19 protein-coding genes and 3 pseudogenes are annotated in these 21668 nt (G+C 33.8%); 8 read left to right on the top strand and 14 right to left on the bottom strand.

The window, feature by feature from the left end:
* Positions 1–61: 61 nt before the first annotated feature.
* The 6 genes and pseudogenes from OUY_RS06130 to OUY_RS06155 form a co-directional block, all read right to left on the bottom strand.
* On the bottom strand, positions 62–235 hold the full coding sequence (locus OUY_RS06130; protein WP_246038519.1) for a hypothetical protein: 174 nt from the start codon (positions 233–235) through the stop codon (positions 62–64).
* 8 nt (positions 236–243) lie between these two features.
* Positions 244–930 carry a hypothetical protein gene (locus tag OUY_RS06135; RefSeq protein WP_246038521.1) on the bottom strand — a complete coding sequence of 229 codons (687 nt, stop codon included), beginning with the start codon at positions 928–930 and terminating at the stop codon, positions 244–246.
* The gene (locus tag OUY_RS06140; protein ID WP_246038523.1) at positions 915–1238 is read right to left on the bottom strand and encodes an ankyrin repeat domain-containing protein; all 324 of its coding nucleotides are present in this window, start codon (positions 1236–1238) and stop codon (positions 915–917) included. Before OUY_RS06140 ends, OUY_RS06135 begins: the two co-directional genes overlap by 16 nt.
* 164 nt (positions 1239–1402) lie before the next feature.
* Positions 1403–1906, bottom strand: a complete 504-nt coding sequence (locus OUY_RS06145) for an ankyrin repeat domain-containing protein (protein ID WP_342777210.1) — start codon at positions 1904–1906, stop codon at positions 1403–1405.
* Positions 1901–2020 (bottom strand): annotated as a pseudogene (locus OUY_RS06150) (ankyrin repeat domain-containing protein); the annotation flags it as partial. The pseudogene OUY_RS06150 and the gene OUY_RS06145, both read right to left, overlap by 6 nt.
* A complete protein-coding gene (locus OUY_RS06155; protein ID WP_246038525.1) occupies positions 2008–2307 on the bottom strand; it encodes an ankyrin repeat domain-containing protein in 300 nt (99 codons plus the stop codon). The pseudogene OUY_RS06150 and the gene OUY_RS06155, both read right to left, overlap by 13 nt.
* A 113-nt stretch (positions 2308–2420) precedes the next feature.
* On the opposite strand from OUY_RS06155, the gene mutS reads away from it, so the two are divergent.
* A complete protein-coding gene (mutS, locus tag OUY_RS00615) occupies positions 2421–4931 on the top strand; it encodes a DNA mismatch repair protein MutS (protein ID WP_139686418.1) in 2511 nt (836 codons plus the stop codon).
* A gap of 61 nt (positions 4932–4992) precedes the next feature.
* Here mutS and OUY_RS06160 read toward each other — a convergent pair whose 3' ends face one another.
* From OUY_RS06160 to OUY_RS06170, 3 genes are all read right to left on the bottom strand, one after another.
* Positions 4993–5469 (bottom strand): hypothetical protein, encoded by a 477-nt coding sequence (locus OUY_RS06160; RefSeq protein ID WP_246038527.1) that lies wholly within the window; start codon positions 5467–5469, stop codon positions 4993–4995.
* Positions 5470–5624: 155 nt separating this feature from the next.
* The gene (locus OUY_RS06165) at positions 5625–5825 is read right to left on the bottom strand and encodes a hypothetical protein (protein ID WP_246038528.1); all 201 of its coding nucleotides are present in this window, start codon (positions 5823–5825) and stop codon (positions 5625–5627) included.
* A 72-nt stretch (positions 5826–5897) separates the two neighbouring features.
* The gene (locus OUY_RS06170) at positions 5898–6179 is read right to left on the bottom strand and encodes an ankyrin repeat domain-containing protein (RefSeq protein ID WP_246038529.1); all 282 of its coding nucleotides are present in this window, start codon (positions 6177–6179) and stop codon (positions 5898–5900) included.
* Between the two features lie 339 nt (positions 6180–6518).
* On the opposite strand from OUY_RS06170, the gene aspS reads away from it, so the two are divergent.
* Both aspS and OUY_RS00630 read left to right on the top strand, forming a co-directional pair.
* Positions 6519–8321 carry an aspartate--tRNA ligase gene (gene aspS, locus OUY_RS00625; RefSeq protein WP_139686419.1) on the top strand — a complete coding sequence of 601 codons (1803 nt, stop codon included), beginning with the start codon at positions 6519–6521 and terminating at the stop codon, positions 8319–8321.
* A gap of 35 nt (positions 8322–8356) precedes the next feature.
* On the top strand, positions 8357–9619 hold the full coding sequence (locus OUY_RS00630; protein WP_139686420.1) for an MFS transporter: 1263 nt from the start codon (positions 8357–8359) through the stop codon (positions 9617–9619).
* Between the two features lie 7 nt (positions 9620–9626).
* Here the strand turns inward: OUY_RS00630 and OUY_RS00635 are convergent, their stop codons facing one another.
* The 4 genes and pseudogenes from OUY_RS00635 to OUY_RS06185 form a co-directional block, all read right to left on the bottom strand.
* Complete coding sequence (locus OUY_RS00635; protein ID WP_139686421.1) at positions 9627–10550, bottom strand: RluA family pseudouridine synthase; 924 nt, start codon at positions 10548–10550, stop codon at positions 9627–9629.
* Between the two features lie 110 nt (positions 10551–10660).
* The gene (locus OUY_RS06175; protein WP_246038530.1) at positions 10661–11689 is read right to left on the bottom strand and encodes an ankyrin repeat domain-containing protein; all 1029 of its coding nucleotides are present in this window, start codon (positions 11687–11689) and stop codon (positions 10661–10663) included.
* A gap of 110 nt (positions 11690–11799) precedes the next feature.
* Positions 11800–12597, bottom strand: a pseudogene (locus OUY_RS06180) (ankyrin repeat domain-containing protein); the annotation flags it as partial.
* Positions 12560–13009, bottom strand: a complete 450-nt coding sequence (locus OUY_RS06185; RefSeq protein ID WP_246038533.1) for a hypothetical protein — start codon at positions 13007–13009, stop codon at positions 12560–12562. The pseudogene OUY_RS06180 and the gene OUY_RS06185, both read right to left, overlap by 38 nt.
* Positions 13010–13182: 173 nt before the next feature.
* Here OUY_RS06185 and OUY_RS00645 point away from each other — a divergent pair, with 173 nt between their 5' ends.
* Complete coding sequence (locus OUY_RS00645) at positions 13183–14469, top strand: Na+/H+ antiporter NhaC family protein (RefSeq protein WP_139686422.1); 1287 nt, start codon at positions 13183–13185, stop codon at positions 14467–14469.
* Positions 14470–14643: 174 nt separating this feature from the next.
* On the opposite strand, the gene prfB is transcribed toward OUY_RS00645, so the two are convergent.
* Positions 14644–15745 (bottom strand): peptide chain release factor 2 gene (gene prfB / locus OUY_RS00650; protein ID WP_246038535.1). Its coding sequence is split into 2 segments (ribosomal slippage): positions 14644–15678 and positions 15680–15745, totalling 1101 coding nucleotides; the frame shifts between segments, so codons are not numbered across the junction.
* Positions 15746–15900: 155 nt separating this feature from the next.
* On the opposite strand from prfB, the gene mgtE reads away from it, so the two are divergent.
* The 4 genes and pseudogenes from mgtE to OUY_RS00670 form a co-directional block, all read left to right on the top strand.
* Positions 15901–17271, top strand: coding sequence for a magnesium transporter (gene mgtE / locus OUY_RS00655; RefSeq protein ID WP_010405243.1), 1371 nt, complete (start codon positions 15901–15903; stop codon positions 17269–17271).
* A 490-nt stretch (positions 17272–17761) separates the two neighbouring features.
* On the top strand, positions 17762–17971 hold the full coding sequence (locus tag OUY_RS06190) for a hypothetical protein (protein ID WP_139686424.1): 210 nt from the start codon (positions 17762–17764) through the stop codon (positions 17969–17971).
* On the top strand, positions 17956–20910 hold the full coding sequence (locus tag OUY_RS05955; RefSeq protein WP_246038537.1) for an ankyrin repeat domain-containing protein: 2955 nt from the start codon (positions 17956–17958) through the stop codon (positions 20908–20910). Before OUY_RS06190 ends, OUY_RS05955 begins: the two co-directional genes overlap by 16 nt.
* Before the next feature lie 537 nt (positions 20911–21447).
* Positions 21448–21668, top strand: a pseudogene (locus OUY_RS00670) (helix-turn-helix domain-containing protein); the annotation flags it as partial.

Genomic DNA, 21668 nt, shown 5'->3' on the forward strand with positions numbered 1-21668 from the left:
TGTTGTACAATAGGAAATAAAGATATATTTTCTAATGAAGAACTTACATGATATATGGAATCTACTTCCTCAGGCCTTTAAAATATCCCTGCTTAATAGCGTCGTAGACAGAAGAACCACCAAGCAAGCAGTTCTCACCTAACTCTTCTTTATAATTTTTAAACTTTTCCAATATTTCCTCCTTGTTACTCACTTCTACTATAATTTTTCCTTCATCTTGGACATCAGAATACAATCTAGCATCTACTTTTCCCAAATCAGTATGAAAAGCAGTACTATATTACCTATAAGGTCAGTATAATTTCTTACCCCACCTTCTGTTAAAATTTCTGTCTCGCTTTCACCGATTGCTATCACGTCTCTTCGAAATTCTGTGCTTTCATCTGTTCCATTTATGATTTTTGCAACCTCGACTATACTATTCTTTGAGTATTTCAAGTAGAAAGTGAAGTTGTCCATTTTTGCCTCTTTTACCTTACCAGTAGTTGCGTTTTTTGCAGCTTCCAAAAACCTTAGAGAGTAATGTATATAGCTTTTACGTGCTTCTTTAAGATTAGCTTTGTGGTCTTTAAACTTCTCTAGTTTATCAATTACAATTATACTACTTAGAGTTTCAAATACTGCACCTCTTTTTACCAAATTACATACTATGCGACTAGCAACTTCTATGTCCCTTTCACCTTGAAAAATCTTTAATTCACTAATTCTTCTTATTACATAATCTGTAAAATTATACCTACTCTCATAAGTATTTTCATATATATTTCCCTCACGAGTAAGATTGAACCTTACCCTAGATTTTATAGCTTCATTTACAACCTGTTCTAGCTGATTTATGTCTTGAACTTCATCTAATTTACAAAAATATTTACCTGGATCTTGCTCATCTAGTAGAAAATCCTCCCCCCATAGATTTACACTTTTGCACAAATACTTTTTTCCATTATAGTCAACTTGTGTTTTTTACGAAAAGTTCCATAAATAACATCATCAGTTAAAAAGTACTCTTTAATATTAAGGTTGGGATTATTAACTGCAAATTCTATTGGGGTTTTACCTTTTTTATCCTTTATATCAAGATTAGCTCCTTTCCTTAGAAGCAATTTGATAATTGTATCACAATGACCAGAACGAGTAGCATAATGTAAAGGTGTTCTTCCTGTGTCGTCCTTTTCATTAGGATCAGCACCTGAATTCAACAGTAAATCTATGAATTCTCCCGCATTGCTACATTCCATACTTGATAGAATATGCAGTATTGTCAGTTTAGATTCTCCTCTTTTAAGGTTGAGGATGGTTTTTAGATCTTGATTACTTTTATGATCCAGTAAAAATTTTTTAATTTTTTCAACATCGTTCTTATAATCCTTATAAGTAACATGTGGAAAGTCTTTAAAAGTACTTAAGAATTTTTATTCAACTCCTTCTGACTCTCTGTTAAGTTGGACATGTCAACAAGCCACGTAGATATCAACTTACCAAATGCACCTCTTTCAGCAATATCAGTTAAAGAACAGTCATTGCGAAGTACCAGTGAGTATTTAATCAATTCATATTCATCATCCTCTTGTTGCTGTGTTTCTTCTGCTTTCTTAGAGTGCTTAAAATCATTTTTTATTAATTCAATCAAGAGCTTTAATGTGTTAAAACTTTTATGTCCCAATAAAGGATCTGCTTTGTTTTCAAGTAGAATTCTTGCTATTTCTGAATAGCCATTTTTAATAGCCCAGCATAACGGAGTACGCCCGTATTTATCCGCTATGTCAACAGCAGCTTCCTTTTCTATGATAGCTTTTACTATTTCCACTTGGTAATTTTCAGCAGAAACAGCATGATGTAATGCAGTACTCTCAGCCTGACTTACTGCATCAACATTAGCTCCAGTGTCTAATAGGAGTTCTACTATCTCTTTATTTTCATTGTGAGCAGCACAATGAAAAGGAGTATACCAATTTTGATCTGCTGTATTAACATTAGCCCCGTTTGCTATGAGAATCTCTACCACTCCTATACTACCACTTGCAGCAGCAAAGTGTAAAGGATTCCATCCATCTTGATCTGCTGTATTAACATTACCCCCTTTTTTATTAAAAGCTCTGCTATCTTTACAAGATCATTTCTAGCAGCTATATGTAACAATGTACTTTGATCATCGAATGTATAATTTATGTTAAATCCATTATCTTGCCACTTTTTATACGTGTCTGGATCTTCTTTTTCCAATTCCTCTTTTACCCTTTCGATTATATTGTTCTCATTTAAGTCACTTATTGTCCTTAATATTTTTAACAACCGTTCATATTCCATAATTCTACCTCAAACTATTTGTTTTTGTACTATAGCTAAAAAAAATTATTGATCCATAATAAAATAACCAACACCAGAGTAAGTGGTTTGCTGCTAACATATTTAAAAATGTTATGAACTTAATAAGAGAAAAAAATACCCCTGTAATGGAGCAATATTTAAATTTGAAAGCTCAATACACGGATCATCTATTGTTTTATAGACTGGGCGATTTTTATGAATTGTTTTTCGATGATGCTATTAAAGCTGCGAAATTGCTGAATATAGTGCTAACCAAGAGGGGCAATTCAAATGGGCAAGAAATACCGATGTGTGGAGTGCCAGCACACAGTAGTGAGTCTTACCTGCACAAGCTAATAGATTTAGGATTCAAAGTAGCAATCTGTGACCAATTAGAAACTGCTGATGAAGCAAAAAAGAGGGGCTATAAATCCATAGTAAAACGTGATGTAGTGCGAGTTGTAACTCCGGGTACAATTATAGAAGATTCACTACTGGAGGATAAAAGCAATAATTATCTCGCATCCATAGTTGAACAAAATGACGAATATGCTATTAGTTGGCTTGAATTATCGACGGGAAAATTTTTTCACATTTTAACGAGTTTGAAAGCTCTAGATAGTGATTTATTGCGTATATCACCAAGAGAATTATTAATTTCTGAAAAATTCACTGAGGACGAAAAAATTAGATCGATTTTAAAAAATTATAAAATATCAATTACGCAACACGCACAGAGCTTTTTTGAGTATAGTAAATCTCACAGAACGTTATGCGAGTTTTATAAAATCAGGGAACTTGGGAGTATAGGAAATTTCAGCAAAGTAGAAATCATGGCGTGTGGTGCACTGCTTGAATATGTCAGAGTAACACAAAGGGGCTCCATTCCAAGGCTTGAATTCCCAAAAACCTATAAGCAACAAAATTTCATGCTTATTGATGCTTCAGCAAGGAGAAACCTTGAGTTGTTTTCAACTCAATTTGGTGAAAAGAAAGGTTCACTAATTTCAGTTATTGATCACACAGTAACAGCCTCTGGTGGACGCCTGCTCAAACAAATGCTCGCTTCACCCCTTGCTTGCTCTAAGGCAATTAATTTGAGGCTCAGCACCGCTCAATTTTTTGTAAATAATCATGAGCCACGCAGAAAAATACGAGAGATATTATCTAACATTCCAGATATTGAGAGGTCTTTATCGCGCTTAATACTAGGGTGTGGTTCACCAAAGGATATGAACCTATTAAAAATAGGCCTAGGAAAAACTTTAGAGTTGTCTGAGTTTCTGTCTACCTTGCATAATTATTGTTTAAGTGAAAAATCAGAAATTAACTCTCAGATGTCATTCCAGTGCTTGACCAGAGAAAAGGAACCAGTGTCTACTACTCAGGTGATAAGTAGTGACGAAAGTGAACTAAGCACAATACATAAAAGCCTTGGCAATCATAAAGACCTATTTGAACTGTTAAATAGTGCTATACTTGATAATAACCTCAGTTCCGTGAAAGAAGGAGGATTTATTCACTCAAAATACAACTCAGAATTATCTGAGTTATCCTACATATTAAATAATAGTAATAAACTAATAACCAAACTCCGTGAATCTTATCGCGACCTAACTGGTATTGCCGCACTTAAAATATTACATAACAACATACTCGGTTATTACGTTGAAGTATCGGCAAATCACAAAATAACTTCGGATATATTTATTCATAGACAAAGCTTAGCAAATAGCATGCGCTACACTACTAATGAATTGAAAGAACTAGAAAATAAAATTCTTACGGCACGTGATGCTGCAATCGGCTTAGAAATGAAAATTTTTAGTGAACTGTGTAGTGAAGTCGCTAAAGAATCTGAAAAAATTGCTCTTGCTGCAAATGCTTTGGCAAAACTTGATATTAGAACCGCGTTTGCAGAGCTTGCAGTGCAAAATAATTACGTAAAACCCATCATTGATGACAGCAAAGAGTTCAATATCTGTAGCGGAAGACATCCAGTGGTTGAAGTTAACGATAAATTCATTGCAAATAGCATCAATTTAGCTGGTATACATCTAATTACTGGTCCTAATATGGCTGGAAAAAGCACTTTCTTGAGGCAAAACGCTCTCATTGCAGTTTTAGCTCACATGGGGTCATTTGTGCCAGCAGAGAGTGCGCATGTAGGAGTGATTGACAAGATATTTAGCAGGGTTGGTGCAACAGATAATATAACAGCTGGTTATTCTACCTTCATGGTAGAGATGATCGAAACAGCAACGATAGTAAATCAGGCAACAGATCGTTCCTTGGTGATACTTGATGAAATTGGTAGGGGCACAGGAGTGTATGATGGATTATCTATTGCACAGGCAGTGATTGAACATATTCACAATGTAAATAAGTGCCGCGCCATTTTTGCAACTCATTATCATGAATTAACTAAAGTAGGTGAATACTTAGAAAATGTGAAATGTTTTTGTATGAAAATAAAAGAATGGAACGGAGAGGTTATCTTTCTACATGAAGTAATTGAAGGCATTGCAGATGAGTCATATGGAATACATGTAGCAAAACTTGCTGGTTTTCCTGACTCTGTTTTAAATAGAGCAAGTGAAGTGTTTGAGGAGCTAAAGGCTTGAGGAAAGTAATATTATATTACTACACAATCATGGAGTTTTAGCAATCTATGACGCTTTAATTTTAGTCAGCTTTCTGAGCAGCTAAATTAACGTAGCATTGATCTATTGCCACATTGGTCAAGATTCCAATTCCACCACCTACAACTGCACCTACAGCTCCTAATGCCAATTGAGTGCCAACCCCAATAGAGGAACCCATTATTAATGGAGCAAGAAAGTATATCGCTAAAGCACAGGTTATTGCAGCTACACTTATAACAGCCAGCTTTCTCGGACAAAAATTTTCTGGTGCCTCAGCACTAGATATGAATGATGATTTTACTAGATTTTTTCTACTTTCATGATCTAAAAAGCCATTTATTGTTCTCATTATAGGACGGGTAGAGCCGTCACCAGTCAAGTCAATTCTATCTTCCACTATATCATGAAGTTCTTTAACTTGAGCTTTATATTCGTCCCAGTAGACTGATAACTCTTGTTGGTCATTGAGAAGATCTGGTTTATTTGAAGTTGTTAACCAGTGTGAGTCATGTTCCAAAATATATCGAATTGCAGCTTTCCCTATATCTATATGCCCTACAGTAACAGCATAATTTAAAACATCTTCTGCTTTTTTCTTTCCAGCATTAAGATCAGCACCAGCTTTTATTAATAATTCTACTATCTCTGGAGTGTCAAAAAATATAGCAGTATCTAGAGGAGTTTTTTCATTACAATCTTTGATATTTGAGTTTGCTTTTTTTCTATTAAATAACTTATAAATCCTAAAGCTTCATTAGCTTTTTCAGGGTTTAGGATTGTATTTTCTGCTGTATTTATATTCTTTTTGTATGCTCGAATTGCACAAAATAGTGCTGCCTGACCTTTTAGTGCACCACTATCTATACCTGACATCCAATAACCATCTTCCTCTTGATTTACTATGTTTACATCTGCACCGTTTTCTATTAAAGCCTTAGCTCCTTTTCAATTGCCTTGTGCAATTTGCAGATGAAGTAAGCAACGACCACACTTATCGGTTGCATTAGGATTTGCACCCTGTTCAATCAAATACCTTGCAATTTTATCATTAAATTTGTGATCATAAGTTGCAGATTCTAGAGGCTTAGAATTTTGCTGTAACTCATCTTTAGCTATTAAGCTATTCATCTGACAGATTGATTTTACTGACTCTAAATCTCTGCTTTGAACTGCCTTTGTGACTGCAGCGCTAAAACTTATACCCTTTTCTATTAGATATTTAGCCATTTCACTATCAACAGCATAACCTAATAAATTTATACTGTTTGCAGAATTAACCTCAGCAACAACATCTTTAATAATAGGACTATTTCCCTCGAAAATTGATTTTACTTTTTCTAAGTCGTTCTTGGTAACAGCGCTAGAAAGTTCCTTTAATACAGAATCTTTCTTCTTATTTTCAGCTAGAATTTTTGTTTTTCTTCAGGAGTCATAAGTATACTTCAACACACACAATCAAAGAAATTATATCCAAATCAGAATTGTTTGTAAAGGATCTTTAGATATTATCTTGCCCAAAGGTTAATTTATTTTATAATCTTTCTGTATTCTAGAAATTTCAATTAAATGAACTGCTATAAAACTCACGCGTGTAATGAATTAAGGAAGAATGATGTAGAAAAGGAAGTTACTCTCTCTGGGTGGCTGTACCGTAAACGTGACCATGGTAACCTAATCTTTGTTGATTTAAGAGATTTTTATGGAATTACTCAACTGGTATTCAATAATGACAAAGACTTTTTTGATGAAATTTCAAATTTAAAATCGGAAAGTGTGATTACTGTCACAGGAATAGTCAAAGCTAGAACTGAAGATACGGTAAATAGCTCTATTTCCACAGGAGAAATTGAAGTTATAGTTAGTAATTTACAAGTTGAATCGGAAGTTGAGTTCCACTGTAATGAAGAAATAGCAAAAGAAGAAAGAAGTATATTATCAAGTATTGCCGGTGAGCAAGAATACCCAGAAAATATGAGATTTAAATATCGGTTTCTTGACTTAAGACGTGAAAAAACCCGTAACAACATTATTCTACGCTCAAAAATCATTGCAGAGCTGAGAAGGCTCATGATAGAGCAAGGATTTTTGGAAATTCAAACTCCAATACTTACTGCTTCATCTCCTGAAGGGGCGCGTGATTATTTGGTGCCAAGCAGACTGAATCCTGGTAAATTCTATGCATTACCACAAGCTCCGCAGATTTTTAAACAGCTGCTCATGGTTTCAGGGTTTGATAAATATTTTCAAATTGCACCTTGTTTTCGTGATGAGGACGCAAGGGCTGACCGTTCTCCTGGGGAGTTTTATCAGCTAGATCTTGAAATGTCTTTTGTAATTCAAGAAGATATATTTCAGGTTATTGAATCTACCTTATATAAAGTGTTTGCCAAATTTTCTCGCAAATCAGTTGATAAAGATTTTCCACGTATTACATACAAAGACGCAATGCTCAAATACGGTTCTGATAAACCAGATCTGCGCAATCCACTATTGATCAGCGATGTAACAGAAATTTTCCGTAATTCAGAGTTCAATATTTTCAAAAGCAATATTGAGCGAGGTATGGTAGTGAGAGCCATTCCTGCTCCTAAAACAGCAGAAGAACCTCGTAGCTTTTTTGATAAAAAAATAGAACATGCACAAAAAGAATTCGGTGCTAAAGGTCTTGGATATATAACGTTCGATAAAGATGGAATTGCAAAAGGACCAGTTGCTAAATTCCTTGATGACAATAGGTTAAATTCCATAAAAGAAATAACAAATATAGAACCTGGAGATAGTGTATTTTTTGCTTCTGATAAGGAAAATGAAGCAGCAATAATTGCAGGGAAAGTGCGTATTCTTTTGGGATCAGAACTAGGTCTTATAGATGACAATATCTTCAAATTCTGTTGGGTGATTGATTTTCCTTACTTTGCGTATGACGATAAAAGTAAAAAAATTGATTTCTTTCATAATCCATTTTCTATGCCACATGGTGGCTTGAAAGATTTAGAAGAAAAGAATCCACTGGATATCCTTGCTTACCAATATGATCTTGTTTGCAATGGAATAGAGCTGTCAAGTGGAGCAATTCGTAATAACAAACTAGATATTATGTACAGAGCTTTTGCCATTGCAGGCTACAGTAAAGAGGAAGTTGATACAAAATTCGGTGCGCTCGTGCGTGCATTTAGGTTTGGAGTGCCACCTCATGGTGGAATAGCACCAGGGGTTGATAGAATGGTTATGCTGCTTGCTGATGAGCCGAACATTCGTGAAGTAATCTGTTTTCCTATGAATCAGCAAGGTGAAGATGTTCTAATGGGTGCTCCTTCTAAAGTAGAGGATAAGCATTTACGTGAGTTGTCTTTAAAGGTTGTTGAATAAAAATTTTTATACCGGAGTGTGGTAAACTGGAAGTTATGAACAATATTCAAAAAGCAATACTATCAAGCATAATCTGCAATATGATTATATGGTATGAAGTAACTCTGTTTGGAGTTTTAAAGCATATAATAAGCAACGTTTTTTTTCCTTCAGAAAGTGATTATTTAAGCACAATCAAATTTCTTGGCAGTTTTGCAATTGGATTTGGATTTAGACCACTTGGTGCATTTATTTTTGGTTACATTGGAGATAAATACGGCAGAAGGAAAATTTTGCTGACTTCCGTAATATTAGCTTCGATATCATCTACTGCAATTGCGATTATACCAAGCTTTAAAGAAATAGGAATATTTTCTCCTATGCTGCTTCTGCTTTGTAGAATAACACAAGGAATGGCAGTAGGTGGAGAAACAAGTATCAATTCAGCTTTTTTAATAGAGCATTCAAGCGATAAAAAAAATCTAGGCTTTTTAGGTAGCATGAAAGCTTTTAGTGGTGCTCTTGGTTCTATTACATGCTTTGTAATGATAGCTGTTTGCAAAGAGTTTACAGGTGAAAATTATGAAATTTGGGGCTGGAGGTTGCTCTTCTATTTCTGCTCTGTTATGGGTGTAATAGGCTTTTTAATAAGGTACATAATGGAAGAGAGTCTAGCATATAAAACTCATGACCAAAATAAAAGCTTATCTAATTCTCCCTTTTTAGAATTAATCAAGAATTATAAAAGAGCATTTGTGATAGCAATTGGACTTGGTATTGCTCAAAACGCAATTGTTTATTCAGTAATCATGTTTTACAACATATCTGTAAAAGAGCTTATTCTTTCAGATATTGATATTAAAAATGTAGTAAGGATTATGGTTGAAATTACATTTGGGACGTCTGCAGTGCTGTTTGCAATACTATCTGATAAAGTTGGAAGAAAAAACGTGATCATTCCTACGTTATTAGCTTTAGCTTGTGTCAGTTTGCCGGCACTTTCACTATTATCATATGATAACCACTATATTGTAACGCTCACTTTTCTATTAATAAGTGTGCCGATAGGCGCATCTTTTGGAATATATAATTCTCTCGCCTGCGAGTTATTTCCAACAAAAGTTAGATGCACTGGCTTTAGCCTCGCACATAACATATCTGCAGGTATTTTTGGCGGCCTTTCTCCATCGATATGCATGTGGCTTATAGAAAAAACTGAAACAAAACTTGCAGCAGGCATTTATCTTACTATCTGTGCATTAATTAGCCTAATATCTGTACTTCAAATTAAAGCCAAAGATAGAAAAGTTGATTGGTGAAATCGTTTCAGTTGAAAGATAGCACTTCAATAGATTTTTCGATGTGCCTAGGGATAGGAGCAGTAATAGTGATTTCTTTATTATTTGGCAATTTTAAAGATAAAGAATGCGAATGAAGGTGGATCTGATTTACTACCCCATCGATAAAAGCTTTTTTACCACCATATTTACCATCACCAAGAATAGGGCAATTTATATGAGCTAAATGCGCACGTAACTGATGTGTCCTGCCGGTAATTGGTTGTAATTTTAAATAAGCAACATTATGTTTTAATCTTGATATAATTGAAAAATGCGTAGTGGCATTTTGAGGTGAGTCTTCATCAATAACTACTTTTTCTTGCCCTGAAATATATTTTTTCACCAACGGGTAGTCTATTATTCCATTATCTTTGCTCGGTATACCAGAAGTTAATGCTAGGTAAGTTTTTTTTATCCTCCGTCCTTTAAATTCTTCCATAAGGTATCTTGCAACACTGGCATTGCGCGCGAATATTATTACTCCGCTTGTATCTCTATCAAGTCTATGGACAATTTTAAATACTTCCCCTTCTCTTATTTGGTCAAGCAAGTCACTAATGCTAATTTTTACCTTTATACCGCCTTGAACGATTATTCCTGCTGACTTGTTTATAGCTAATATATACTCGTCTTCATATAGTATGTTGTCTCTCAGTAAATTTACTAATTTTTCATTATATTTACGATCAGAATTAGTGTTTTCAATATAATCTAAGTATCTTATCGTTATAGTTTGCCCAGAATTCACTCTATCGCTGGATTTTGCCGTGCAATTATCAACCTTGATTAATCCTTTCCTTAAAGACTTCTCAATTGCAGATTGTTTCAAATTGGGAAAAATTCTTCTAATGTACCTATCGAGCCTAACGTTATTGTCTTCTACTAATATGGTTTTGATACCTTCTGACATCTTACTTATAAAAATTTTATTGTGTATAAACTAAAATCTAACATACCTAATGTACTCCTCAGTTTCAGCTGCTTGCATCGAGTGCTGCGTGCTGGAATTTAGAGGATTATTTAACTCTTTATAACAGCTTCATATTTTCCTACAGCTGAGTAAAGTGGTAACAATGATAGTTTCTCGATCATAGAGAGGTGAGTATTAGGCTCTTTAGTACTAGGGCCTGGACACGCTTCAGTGTTAGGCCCTGACTTCATACACTCAATGCCGTTAGCTAAAGATGTTACTCTTCCTACATTAACATTTTTAGTGCGACATGACCACCTGTAAGGACTATGTAATATTTGTTCTTTTACTCCATCCATTTCATCTGGACACGCTTTAGTGTTAGTCCCTAACTGCACACATTTAATGCGGTCAGTTATAAGTGCTACTTCTTTTCCATTAAGTTTAGCGTTATACTGTAATTGTTCAATTTGATTAGCTTGATCTCTTATCATACGTTCAAAGCTGATAGATAGATTATGTGATTCTATTTCTCTCAACATATGTGATTCTATGTGTTGCACTGTCATTAATTTTTTGTTTCTGAGTATACTTGATTCTAAGTCAAGCTGTGTAAGTGTAGCTATTGCTCTTTGTTCTGCTTCCACTAGAAGATTACTTATACCTTGACGTTCAGCTAAATCTCTTACAGTTTCACCACAGTGATCAGGCAATGAAGTATTTGCGCGATAACATAGTAAGGTCATTACTACTATCCAGTGTCTACGTTCGACAGCATAAGCTAAAGGAGATTGTCCAGAGCTATCCTGTGCATTAACATCTACTCCATATAAAATTAAGATCCTTACTACTTCCGGATGGTTATACTTGGCAGCTTTATGTAAAGCAGTTGATCCTAAATCATCATCTGCATTAGCATTTACTCCAGCTTCTAATAGAGCATGTACCATTAGTGTATCACCATGTCTGGCAGCACAACGTAAAAACTCAGCTCCCATCAATTTCATCACATCCTTCCATATTCCAAGTTGTATCATAGTAGTTACTGCTTCTAGATAATTATATGGACAAATAGAAAGTAATATTTTCTGTGGATCATTCGTCTCAATACTTGCTCCATGGGCTATTAGATAATACATTACTTTTCTATTGCCTTTTGTAGCAGCACAATTAAAAGGAGTCCATCCCCATGCATCCTTATGGTTAACATTTGCTCCATATTTATTAAGAGCTCTACTGCTCCCACATTACCATTCGTAGCAGCAATATGTAAGGGAGATCGTCCAATTAAATTATCCTCTAGATTAACATCTGCTCCATATTCTGATATGCACTTTAATAGGTCTTCTAATATTGAAATATCGTTCTTTGTAACAGCCCAATATAGAGGAGTCCATCCAAATACATCTACTATCTCAATATTTTTGTCGATATTCTTGTCGTTTTTTATTATACAATCCACCATTGCTCTATCAACATTTGCAACAGCAATATGTAAAGGAGTAAGTTTAAGCGCCCCATTCTTCTTAACATCTGCTCCATTATTCATTAAGAACCTTACTACTTCTTTATGGCCATTCCTGGCAGCTTCATATAAAGCAGTCAAGTTCATCAGATCTTCCACATTAGGATTTACCTTCTTCGTTACTAAGATTTTTATTATTTCTATATCGCCATTTACAGCTGGCTGATATAAAGTAGTCCGTTGAGATGAATCCAACAGATTAACATCTGCCCCTTTTTCTATTAGCTTGCGTGCTACTTCTATGTTCCTATCTTCAACAGCCCAATGTAAAGCAGTCCATTTGAACAACGGACTTGTTGCATTAATATCGACTCCTTTTACTTTAAGCATAGCATTGATTAAATTGTTCAGCTCAAAATCAATAGCTAAATATAATAACGTGTATGAAAAGCGTTCATGCAAACGATCTATTTCAAACCAATAATTTACATTAAACTCATTTTCTTTCCACTCTTTATACACATTTCCACTTTCTTTCTTTAGTCTATTTAGTATTTCTAGTATCTTTTGTGTATCTAGCATCACTGGTACCTTTTTTGAGATCTTTCGTGCATTTAGCACATCCTCTAGCGCCACTGCTTTTGATTCTTCTGATGTCTCTTGTACACCTAACCTTTTTAGCATTCTTTTTACCATCTGTTGCGCATTTGATACACTTGACTCCTTTAGTATCTTTTTTACTTCTTCTTTTGTCTGCGGTACATTTACCACCTTTAGTCTCTTTTTTAATGGCTCTTGTGTCTCTTGTACTCTCGCCTGATACTTCTAATCCATGCGATATCTCTTCTAACATTCTTGATGTTTCTGCTTGCCCTAGTATCTTTACTTCCTTTAATAGCTCTTTTATTCTTTCAATTACATTGTCTTTACTTAAATTTACCTCTTGATCAATTACACCTAATATTATGTTACACTGTTCATATGTCATTACCATAGCTTTACCTCATACTATAGAGTATTTTTTGATGCTATATATTATGGTAGAATAGTCAACGCATTTTCCATAGCGTAACTTGAGAGTCTAAAAGGACTGTTATTAACTTACAGAAAACCAAGCTTGCCTGAAACCACTTAATTGATTATAATCATAGGTTTTAAGGCAGTAAAATGACAGCTTTTTTTCCTTTGGTTATTTTTTTAATCTTATACCTTGGAAGTGGTGTCTATTTTTCCTTTATTGGAATTGATAATCCGCTTAGCCAAGTTTCACCGGTAATTTGCCTACTACCGGCGCTATTTTTTGCTGTTGCATGCAGTGCAGGTAAAATTCAACGTAACATCGATACTGTCATCGAGGGTATGGGCGATAAAAACACCCTTACTATGTGTTTAACTTTTCTATTTTCTGGAGCATTTTCTGTGGTGACTCAATCAATTGGTAGTGCAGATACTGTTGCTGATTTAATTCTCAATTTCCTTCCAGCAAGATTACTACTGCCTGGAGTATTTTTGGCTTCCGCTTTTATATCAACTGCAATTGGTACGTCTATGGGAGTTGTTGTATTAATGGTACCAATAGCTGTTAACTTAGCAAAAAGTGGGGCTTTTGGTCTTGAAATAGGAACTGCAACTGTAGTTGGAGGTGCCGTATTTGGTGATAATCTTTCAATGATATCTGACACTACTATTGCATCTGTTTCTTCACAGGGGGCCACGATAAAGGATAAACTTAAAGTGAATTCTAAAGTAGCATTTGTTGCCAGCATTATAACGCTTGTCTATCTGGCAATTATGGCAGATAGTACAAAAATTATTCCTACATCAAATTTAGATTATTTATCAGTAATAAAGATTATTCCTTATATTTCTTTAATAATCATGGGGTTATTTGAAGTTACTACTTTAGTAACAATAACTATAAATATAATTGTTGCTAGTGTATTAGGGATGACTTTTTTTGACTATACTATCATTCAACTCTCTCATGACATATATGACGGTTTCAAAAAAGTAAACGAGATAGTGATATTTGCTCTATTTATTGGCGGATTGAGTCATATAATGTACAAGCAGGGTCAAAAGGCATTACACAAACTTATCGATGAAAGCAATATCACAAAAACTAAAGCTGAATTTGTAATAGCGGGCATAGCATCTATGTTTACTGTTTTAGTTGCTAATAATACCATTGCTATTTTATTAAGTGGCGATATTGCAAAAAGGCTCGCGCAAAAGCATAATATTCCGTCATACCGTAGTGCATACTTGTTAGACATTTTTGCTTGCGTTACAAAAGGCATTTTGCCTTATGGTTCCCAGCTGCTGCTAGCAGGTAGCATTGCTTCTGTCTCACCTATTTCTTTGTTAACACAAGTGTATTACTGCTTTATTTTAGCAGCAGTTACAGTAGGTGAAATAATCATCAATGGCAGACGTTGCGCGGCTACAACTTAATGTACGAAGATTTCTCTTCATATTACATTTTTGTGCCCATAAGAAATGAGTTGCCATTTTCATCAGCTACTTGGATAATAGATATATTCACAAAATTGTTCCATTTTTCTCAATAGGTTTTGGTTTTCTTTTCCCCTTATTAGCAGAGCATAAAACTTAGCTTTTTAATAAATCTCATTTTAACTCCAATACACTAACTATGAAACAATCTATATTGCCATCAAAAACGGAATTTATATTGCCAACTTCATGTCCAGTCCTTAAATCCTTTACCATTTGATACGGATGCATAACATACGATCTGATCTGACTGCCCCAACCTATATCGCATTTCTTGCCATATTCTTCGGCCATTTTCTGTTCTTTTTTTTCCAATTCAATTTGATATAAACGTCCTTTAAGTAGTTTAAGTGCTTCATCTTTATTTTTATGTTGAGAACGACCATTTTGGCATTGAGCTACAACGCCTGTTGGAATATGCGTAATACGTACCGCGCTTTCAGTCTTATTTACATGCTGACCACCTGCTCCAGAAGCACGGTAAGTGTCGATCTTTAAATCCTTTTCATCCACAACAATATCTATTGAATCTTCAATCACTGGAGTTACTCCTACACTTGCAAAACTGGTATGACGTTTACCATTTGCATCAAATGGTGATATTCTAACCAATCTATGAACTCCACTTTCGCTTTTTGCCCACCCGTAAGCTTTTTCTCCGATGATCTTTATTGTTGTAGATTTTATACCAACTGCATCACCATCTAATTTTTCTACAACTTCAACTTTAAAATTGTGATAAATTTCTGCCCATCTTGTATACATGCGCATGAGCATCTCAGTCCAATCATTGCTCTCTGTTCCACCAGCTCCTGAGTGGATTTCTAAAAAGCAGTTATTGTTATCTGCTTCACCAGTAAATAAGGATTCTGTCTCTTTAAGTTTGATTAATTTCTCTAGCTTTACTAACTCACCTTTAACTTCAGAAAAAAATTCTTCATCACTCTCATCAATAGCAGATTTCATCAAGCTGATAGAATCGTTGTAATCGCTTTCTAGCTTTGAAAACGATTCTATTTCATGCTTAATTTTAGAGCGTTCTTTTAAAATCTCTTGTGCTTTTTGATTGTCTTGCCACAGATTATCATTCGACGCTTGAGAATCCAGCTCTTCAAGACGCAACTTCAATTTTTCTATGTCAAAGACACCTCCTGATAAGAGAAATACTTTTATTTAAGCCTTGAAAGTATTCAAGGATTTCTGGATGGGTTTTCATTATACTTTAGACTTTAATATATTTATTATCACTAACAATAACAGCAAACAAAATAGAAATTTAACCATATAATAGTTAATTCAAAATAATTTTATTATACTTGAATGTTCAATAAAATCAAGTGTGTATATTTATTAAAAAAATAAGGTAAAGTAATGAATATTAAAACAAGTTCTCATTATGGTTTAGACAAAAAGGCTATTGATGATTTAATAGAGTCTCTCGATAATCAAGAATTAGAGAATGTTCGTAATATTGTAAAAACGATAGATAGCGTTCAGTTAGCTTATTTTTTATCTACTTCGATCAGTGATCACAGGGAGAAATTAGTTAATATCCTCGATCAACATTTGTTAAGTGATGCCTTAGTACATGTAGTACCAGATTTACAAGTAGAGATCATAGAAATATTGGGAATAGAAAATACAGCAAAGTTACTAATGCTTCTTGATATAGAAGACATAGTAGCTATAGTGAAAGATTTAGATAGAAAGTCTATAGAAAATATACTTAACTACTTACCCAATGCAACTCAAAAATTAGTAGAGGAATTGTTATCATACCCAGAAGAAAGTGCAGGAAGGTTGATACATAAAAATATGGTTATAGCTCCATATTATTGGACGATAAATCAGCTAATGGAATTCTTGCGCAACTATAAAAAAATACCAGAAACATTTTATCAAATTTTCATCATTAACTCAAAATTAGAACCCATAGGCATTTTCAACTTAAATAAGGTAATATCTCACTCAGGAGAAACAATAATAAAAGAGATAATGAGTCAAGATATAAAAATAATTAAAACTGGAATGGACCAAGAAGAAGTAGCAAGAATATTTAAAGATTACTCTCTATTATCAGCTCCAGTAGTAAATAAGAATGGTAAAATTATAGGTGTAATCCTTATTGAGGATGTAATCAAAATTGTTCAACAAGAAGCAGAAGAGGATGTGCTTAAAATAAGCGGTGTATCTTCTAAATCTGATATAAATGCCCCTATACATAAAACTATAATTAAAAGACTACCTTGGTTACTGTTTAACCTCTTAGCTGCAACAATATGTTCTATAGTAGTTGGCTTTTTCGATAACGTAATACAAAGTTTTATAGTACTGCCAATAATTATGCCAATCATTGCATCGATGAGCGGAAATGCAGGATCCCAAACAGTAACACTAACTATCCGGGCAATCGCAACAAAATATCTAACTGAGCAAAATGCAAAAAGAATACTGATGAAAGAATTTTTAATAGGTCTTATAAACGGGGTGATCTTATCTACTATTTCATTAGTAGTGTTAGCAATAAGGTTTCACAATGTCAAAGTGGAGATGATTTTTGTGGTCTCCATGATTATGATGTCAATTATTGCAACGTTCATCGGAACTTTCATTCCTATAATGCTTCATCGTTTAAGATCCGATCCTGCTGTTTCGTCTTCAATCTTAACATCAGCAACAACTGATATTCTCTCAGCTCTTATATTTTTTGGTCTAGCCACGATCTTTTTATTAAATAGCTGAATCTTGCTATATAAAAAAATTGCTTTACAAGCTTTACCGTCCACGTTATCATTACTCATAGATGCATTGAAGAAGAAAAATAACAGTCGATAAAGAAATAAAAGTACATGAAACTGAGCTGCTTTAGTTTTAAAATAAAAACTAAAATAAGATGCTAAAGTATGCAAAAAAATTCTTGCTTTGCTAGATCTTTTTAGCTACAATGCAGTCCAACGTAATGAAAACATGGGGTGTGAGTTAGATGCATTGTATTATGTATATCACTCAGAAAGCAATTCTCGATTTTTTAAGAATATATCTATTTTAGTCAGAAGTCAAAAGAAAAGCACACTGTTACTCAGCAATTAAAGTTACTTAGGATTACCGTAAAGTTTCTACAGCAAATTGGTTTGTTACAGTTGCATAAGAATCAAATGTTGAAACCAATCTTCAGATAAAGAGGTTTACGACAAAACAATCAAAATATGAATATTAAAATATAGGGGGCTTTATGTTAAGTAAAGAAAATACAAAGGAACAAGTAACAGATAATCAAATGGATTATGTGAATGCTGGATCAGCAAGAGTTGATTATGAAAATATATTATCTAGTGAAGAACTTCAGTGTGGACGAAGTCAGGAGAGCCCTAGAGTAACAAGATCTTCATCTATAGGCAGCAGTAGTACATTGACTGATGATGAGAAATGTTTAGCTGTATAAGCATTACAAGTGATGAAATAGTGAAAAAAGCAACTTTTTTTGTTGAGACTTTTGTTGGAGAATTAGAGGAAAAATTATCTCAATTTTCTAAAGAGGCAAAACCGGGTTCAAAAATACGAAAAACAGGCAGAATAGTAGATCAGATTGACTCAACTATAAAGAGTGCTGTTTCACCAGGTATGCGACTAATACCTGATAAAATAAATGAATGTATAGGTTTTGTTTATTCAAAAGAACATAGGAAAAAAGCAAAAAGGATTTCTGCAATCATTAGTGGGCTTTCCAAAGATGAAATAAGGAAGGCTTCAGTAGAGGCTAGCTTGGAAATTTTTCAAAAATTTGAGAAGCAATTAACTGGAATTGTGGATGCCGATTCCTCTTCTTGGAAGAGGGGAGTTGAGAAGTTAGCAATAGATGCTGCATCTAGAGCAATAAATTACATTTTAGCTAGTAATGAGAAAGGAGAGCTTTCCGTTTCTTGCATAACTAAAGGTGTTGTTTTAGGTAAATCAAAAAGTGACACACTTGCTAAGCAATATTTATGTAAACCAGCGAAATCTTTAGATTCAGAAGTATTTCAACCTGGGTTTCGAGTACAAGATAAGCAAAGTGGTGAAATTTTGCTAACTTCAGCATTATATGAAAATGTAGGAATAAAAAAAATAGAAGGTAATGCTACTAAGTATTATCAATTGAATGAGCATGAAAAATACGGCTATCGACTTCCTTTTGTATGGGAATTAGAAGAATGGAAGGAGGTAGAACAAAAATATGTACTTGTTAACTCACCTAAAAAAGAAGAATATGAATATATTTTAGATGAGGAAAAAAAGAAAAAATTAGCCAATAGTATATTAAAAGAGATTAATGGAAATGATCTGACGAAAAAAAAAGATATAGAAGACTTGTGTGAAGAAATTAAGGATTTGCGAATACATCATGAAAAAGAAGATAAAAATACATTTTCCTTTAATTTGGGCTATTTACCAGAATTCTTTATAAAAAGAGAAGTGATGTTAGATGAATTAAAAAAGAAGTTAGACAGTAAAAATCAAGAAGTGGAAATGTCACGAGTGGTCTTAATTAATGGGAAACATGGAACGGGAAAAAGTGAATTAGCTAGAAGCTACGCATATAGTAAGGAGAGTAATATTTGGACAAAAGTTATATGGATAAATGCTAAAACATATGACACTCTTTTCAATTCATTTCGTAATTTAGCTAAAGAATTAGAAATTCCTACAGAAAATGATAATGATATGGATTTTAATGTTGTTCGAGATAGAGAAATAGAATCTATTGTCCAGGATGTATGCCAGTATTTTCGAGACGTAAAAAGTCTTTTCATCTTTGATAACACCAGTAAGTATAAGGAGATCGAAAAATTTTTACCATCCTATTTTCCTAATTTGTTTTTTCATGGAGAAAAGCCTTACGTTTTAATTACTTCTCGTAGCAAGAATTGGGAAAAAGAAATAGAAAAGACACGGTTGAATGATGGATTTTCTCTAGGAGAAGCTATAACATTTATTGAAAGAACCTTAGAAGTAAAGGATAGGTTACAGGATTACTATCTAGTAGAGTTAGCACAAACATTGGGCTATCTTCCATTAGCTTTGACACAAGCAACAGCATATATTAAACAAGAAAAGATTAATGTTAGTGAATATCTAAAACTCTATAATGAAGAAATGAAAAAACCGAATCCTGATTGTCTCGAGGCGCTAGGTCTCACAAAAAAATTATTTATAACTTTGACGCTTAACCTTAATAAAATAAGAAGAGAAAAAAATGTTGGGCAGCAATCGCATGATATTGTATCATATATGGCTTACTTGGATCCCAATCAAATTGATATAGAAGAAATTTTCCTCCAGAAGAAATCAGAAAAAGGTAAGCAACAAGTTTTGGATGCTCTTAATCTACTCAATAAGTTTTCAGTGATTGAGCTAGAGGAGTCAATAGCAAGAGTTCATAAAGGGATACAAAAAACAGTAAGAGTAGAGAAAGAACGAACAGGAATAGAAGAAGAAACTTTAAGAGAAATGATGACATCATTTTGCCTTACGAATCCAAATCACGTTAAGTCTGTTTGGAGTCATGCAAGCAAATATAGTAGATTAGTTAATGAATTTATTGATTCTATTTATGATGGAGGTACTATCTTACATTTGCTAGCCAAAGATGATAATGAAAAGGTTATTAAGCTGATATTAGAGAAAATATATCCTGATAAATTAAGTAAAGTTATTAATGCTATTGATGAAAAGAATTTTACTTCTTTAGATTATGCTATCATACATGGTCACTTAGGTACTGTTCAGCATCTTGTAAGGAAAGGGGGTGATGTAAATCTAAATAACACAAAAGGTATGAATCCTTTGCACTTTGCCGCCGTATATGGTCACTTAGATATTGCTAAATACCTTGTAGCGCAAGGGGCTATAATAAAATCATTAAACAAAGATAGTATGTGTCCTTTGCACTTTGCTGCTATATATGGTCACTTAGATATTATTAAATACCTTGTAGAGGAAGGAGCTAGTATAAATATAAAGGATAAAAATAACATGCGTCCTTTGCACTTTGCTGTTATATATGGTAGATTGGATATTGTGAAATATCTTGTAGAGAAAAGAGCTAATATAAATCTACGTAGCAAAGAAGGTGAGAGTCCTTTGCACTTTGCTGTTATGCATGGTCAGTTAGATATTGTTGAATACCTTATAGAGAAAGGAGCTAGTATAGATAGACAAGATGAAAAAAATATGAGTCTTTTGGACTATGTTATTGTATATTCTAACTCAGAAGAAATTATTTATTATCTTGAAGATATGCACTTAGCTCCAGACTTAAAAACACAATCACATAAAAGAAACCTAGAGACATTTGATGAACATACACTACCTAAAAAAAAGAAAATTAGAAAATATAAGTGAAGCATTGCAATTTGAAGATAAAAGCACAGTTAACTTAACTAATAGGTCACCTATATCTTCATTTAACAGCGTCTCTGTACAACCTGCAAACAAGGACTTAAGACTATAATTTTACAGTAAGCTATTTAATTTTATGAGGGGAATTTCAAAAAAACAGAGAAATAAAGTAATAAATTGATATAAATTCGCGTAGAACAAGTGGTAGACCAAGATCCCAAAACAAATTCTTCTCTCACTAGCTAAGGTTCTCTAATTGCACATAAGTCAACAATAATTTTTACACAAATCAAAATAGCATATTTCCTCCGTAATCTTTAATAATTTTACATAGATTAAGTAGCATGCTTCCATGGTTCTCTCCGCGGTCTGATATGGCTAGTTTAATTTTAGCCAAGCCGCACTATACTTGTTAGGGCGGAAGTGGATGGCAACATGTTGTTTACGAAGTCTACGCTTCAACTGTAATAGTCTAGACTTGATCTGACAAGCAAACAAAGTAAGATAAAAATATAGACAAGTTTTAAAGGAGTGTCAGATATGAATACAACACAAGAAAAAATACTAAAACCAAAGTTGGGATTGCTAGAACTTGCAAAGCAATTAGGAAATGTATCACAGGCGTGTAAAGTAATGGGATATTCAAGGGATACATTTATCGCTTCAAAGAACTGTATGAAACAGGAGGAGAAGAGGCTTTACACGAGATAAGCAAAAGCAAGCCATTGTATGCAAATAGAGTGTCGGAGGATATAGAAAAA

Origin of the sequence: Wolbachia endosymbiont of Leptopilina clavipes (assembly GCF_006334525.1) — a bacterium.
Lineage (GTDB): Bacteria > Pseudomonadota > Alphaproteobacteria > Rickettsiales > Anaplasmataceae > Wolbachia.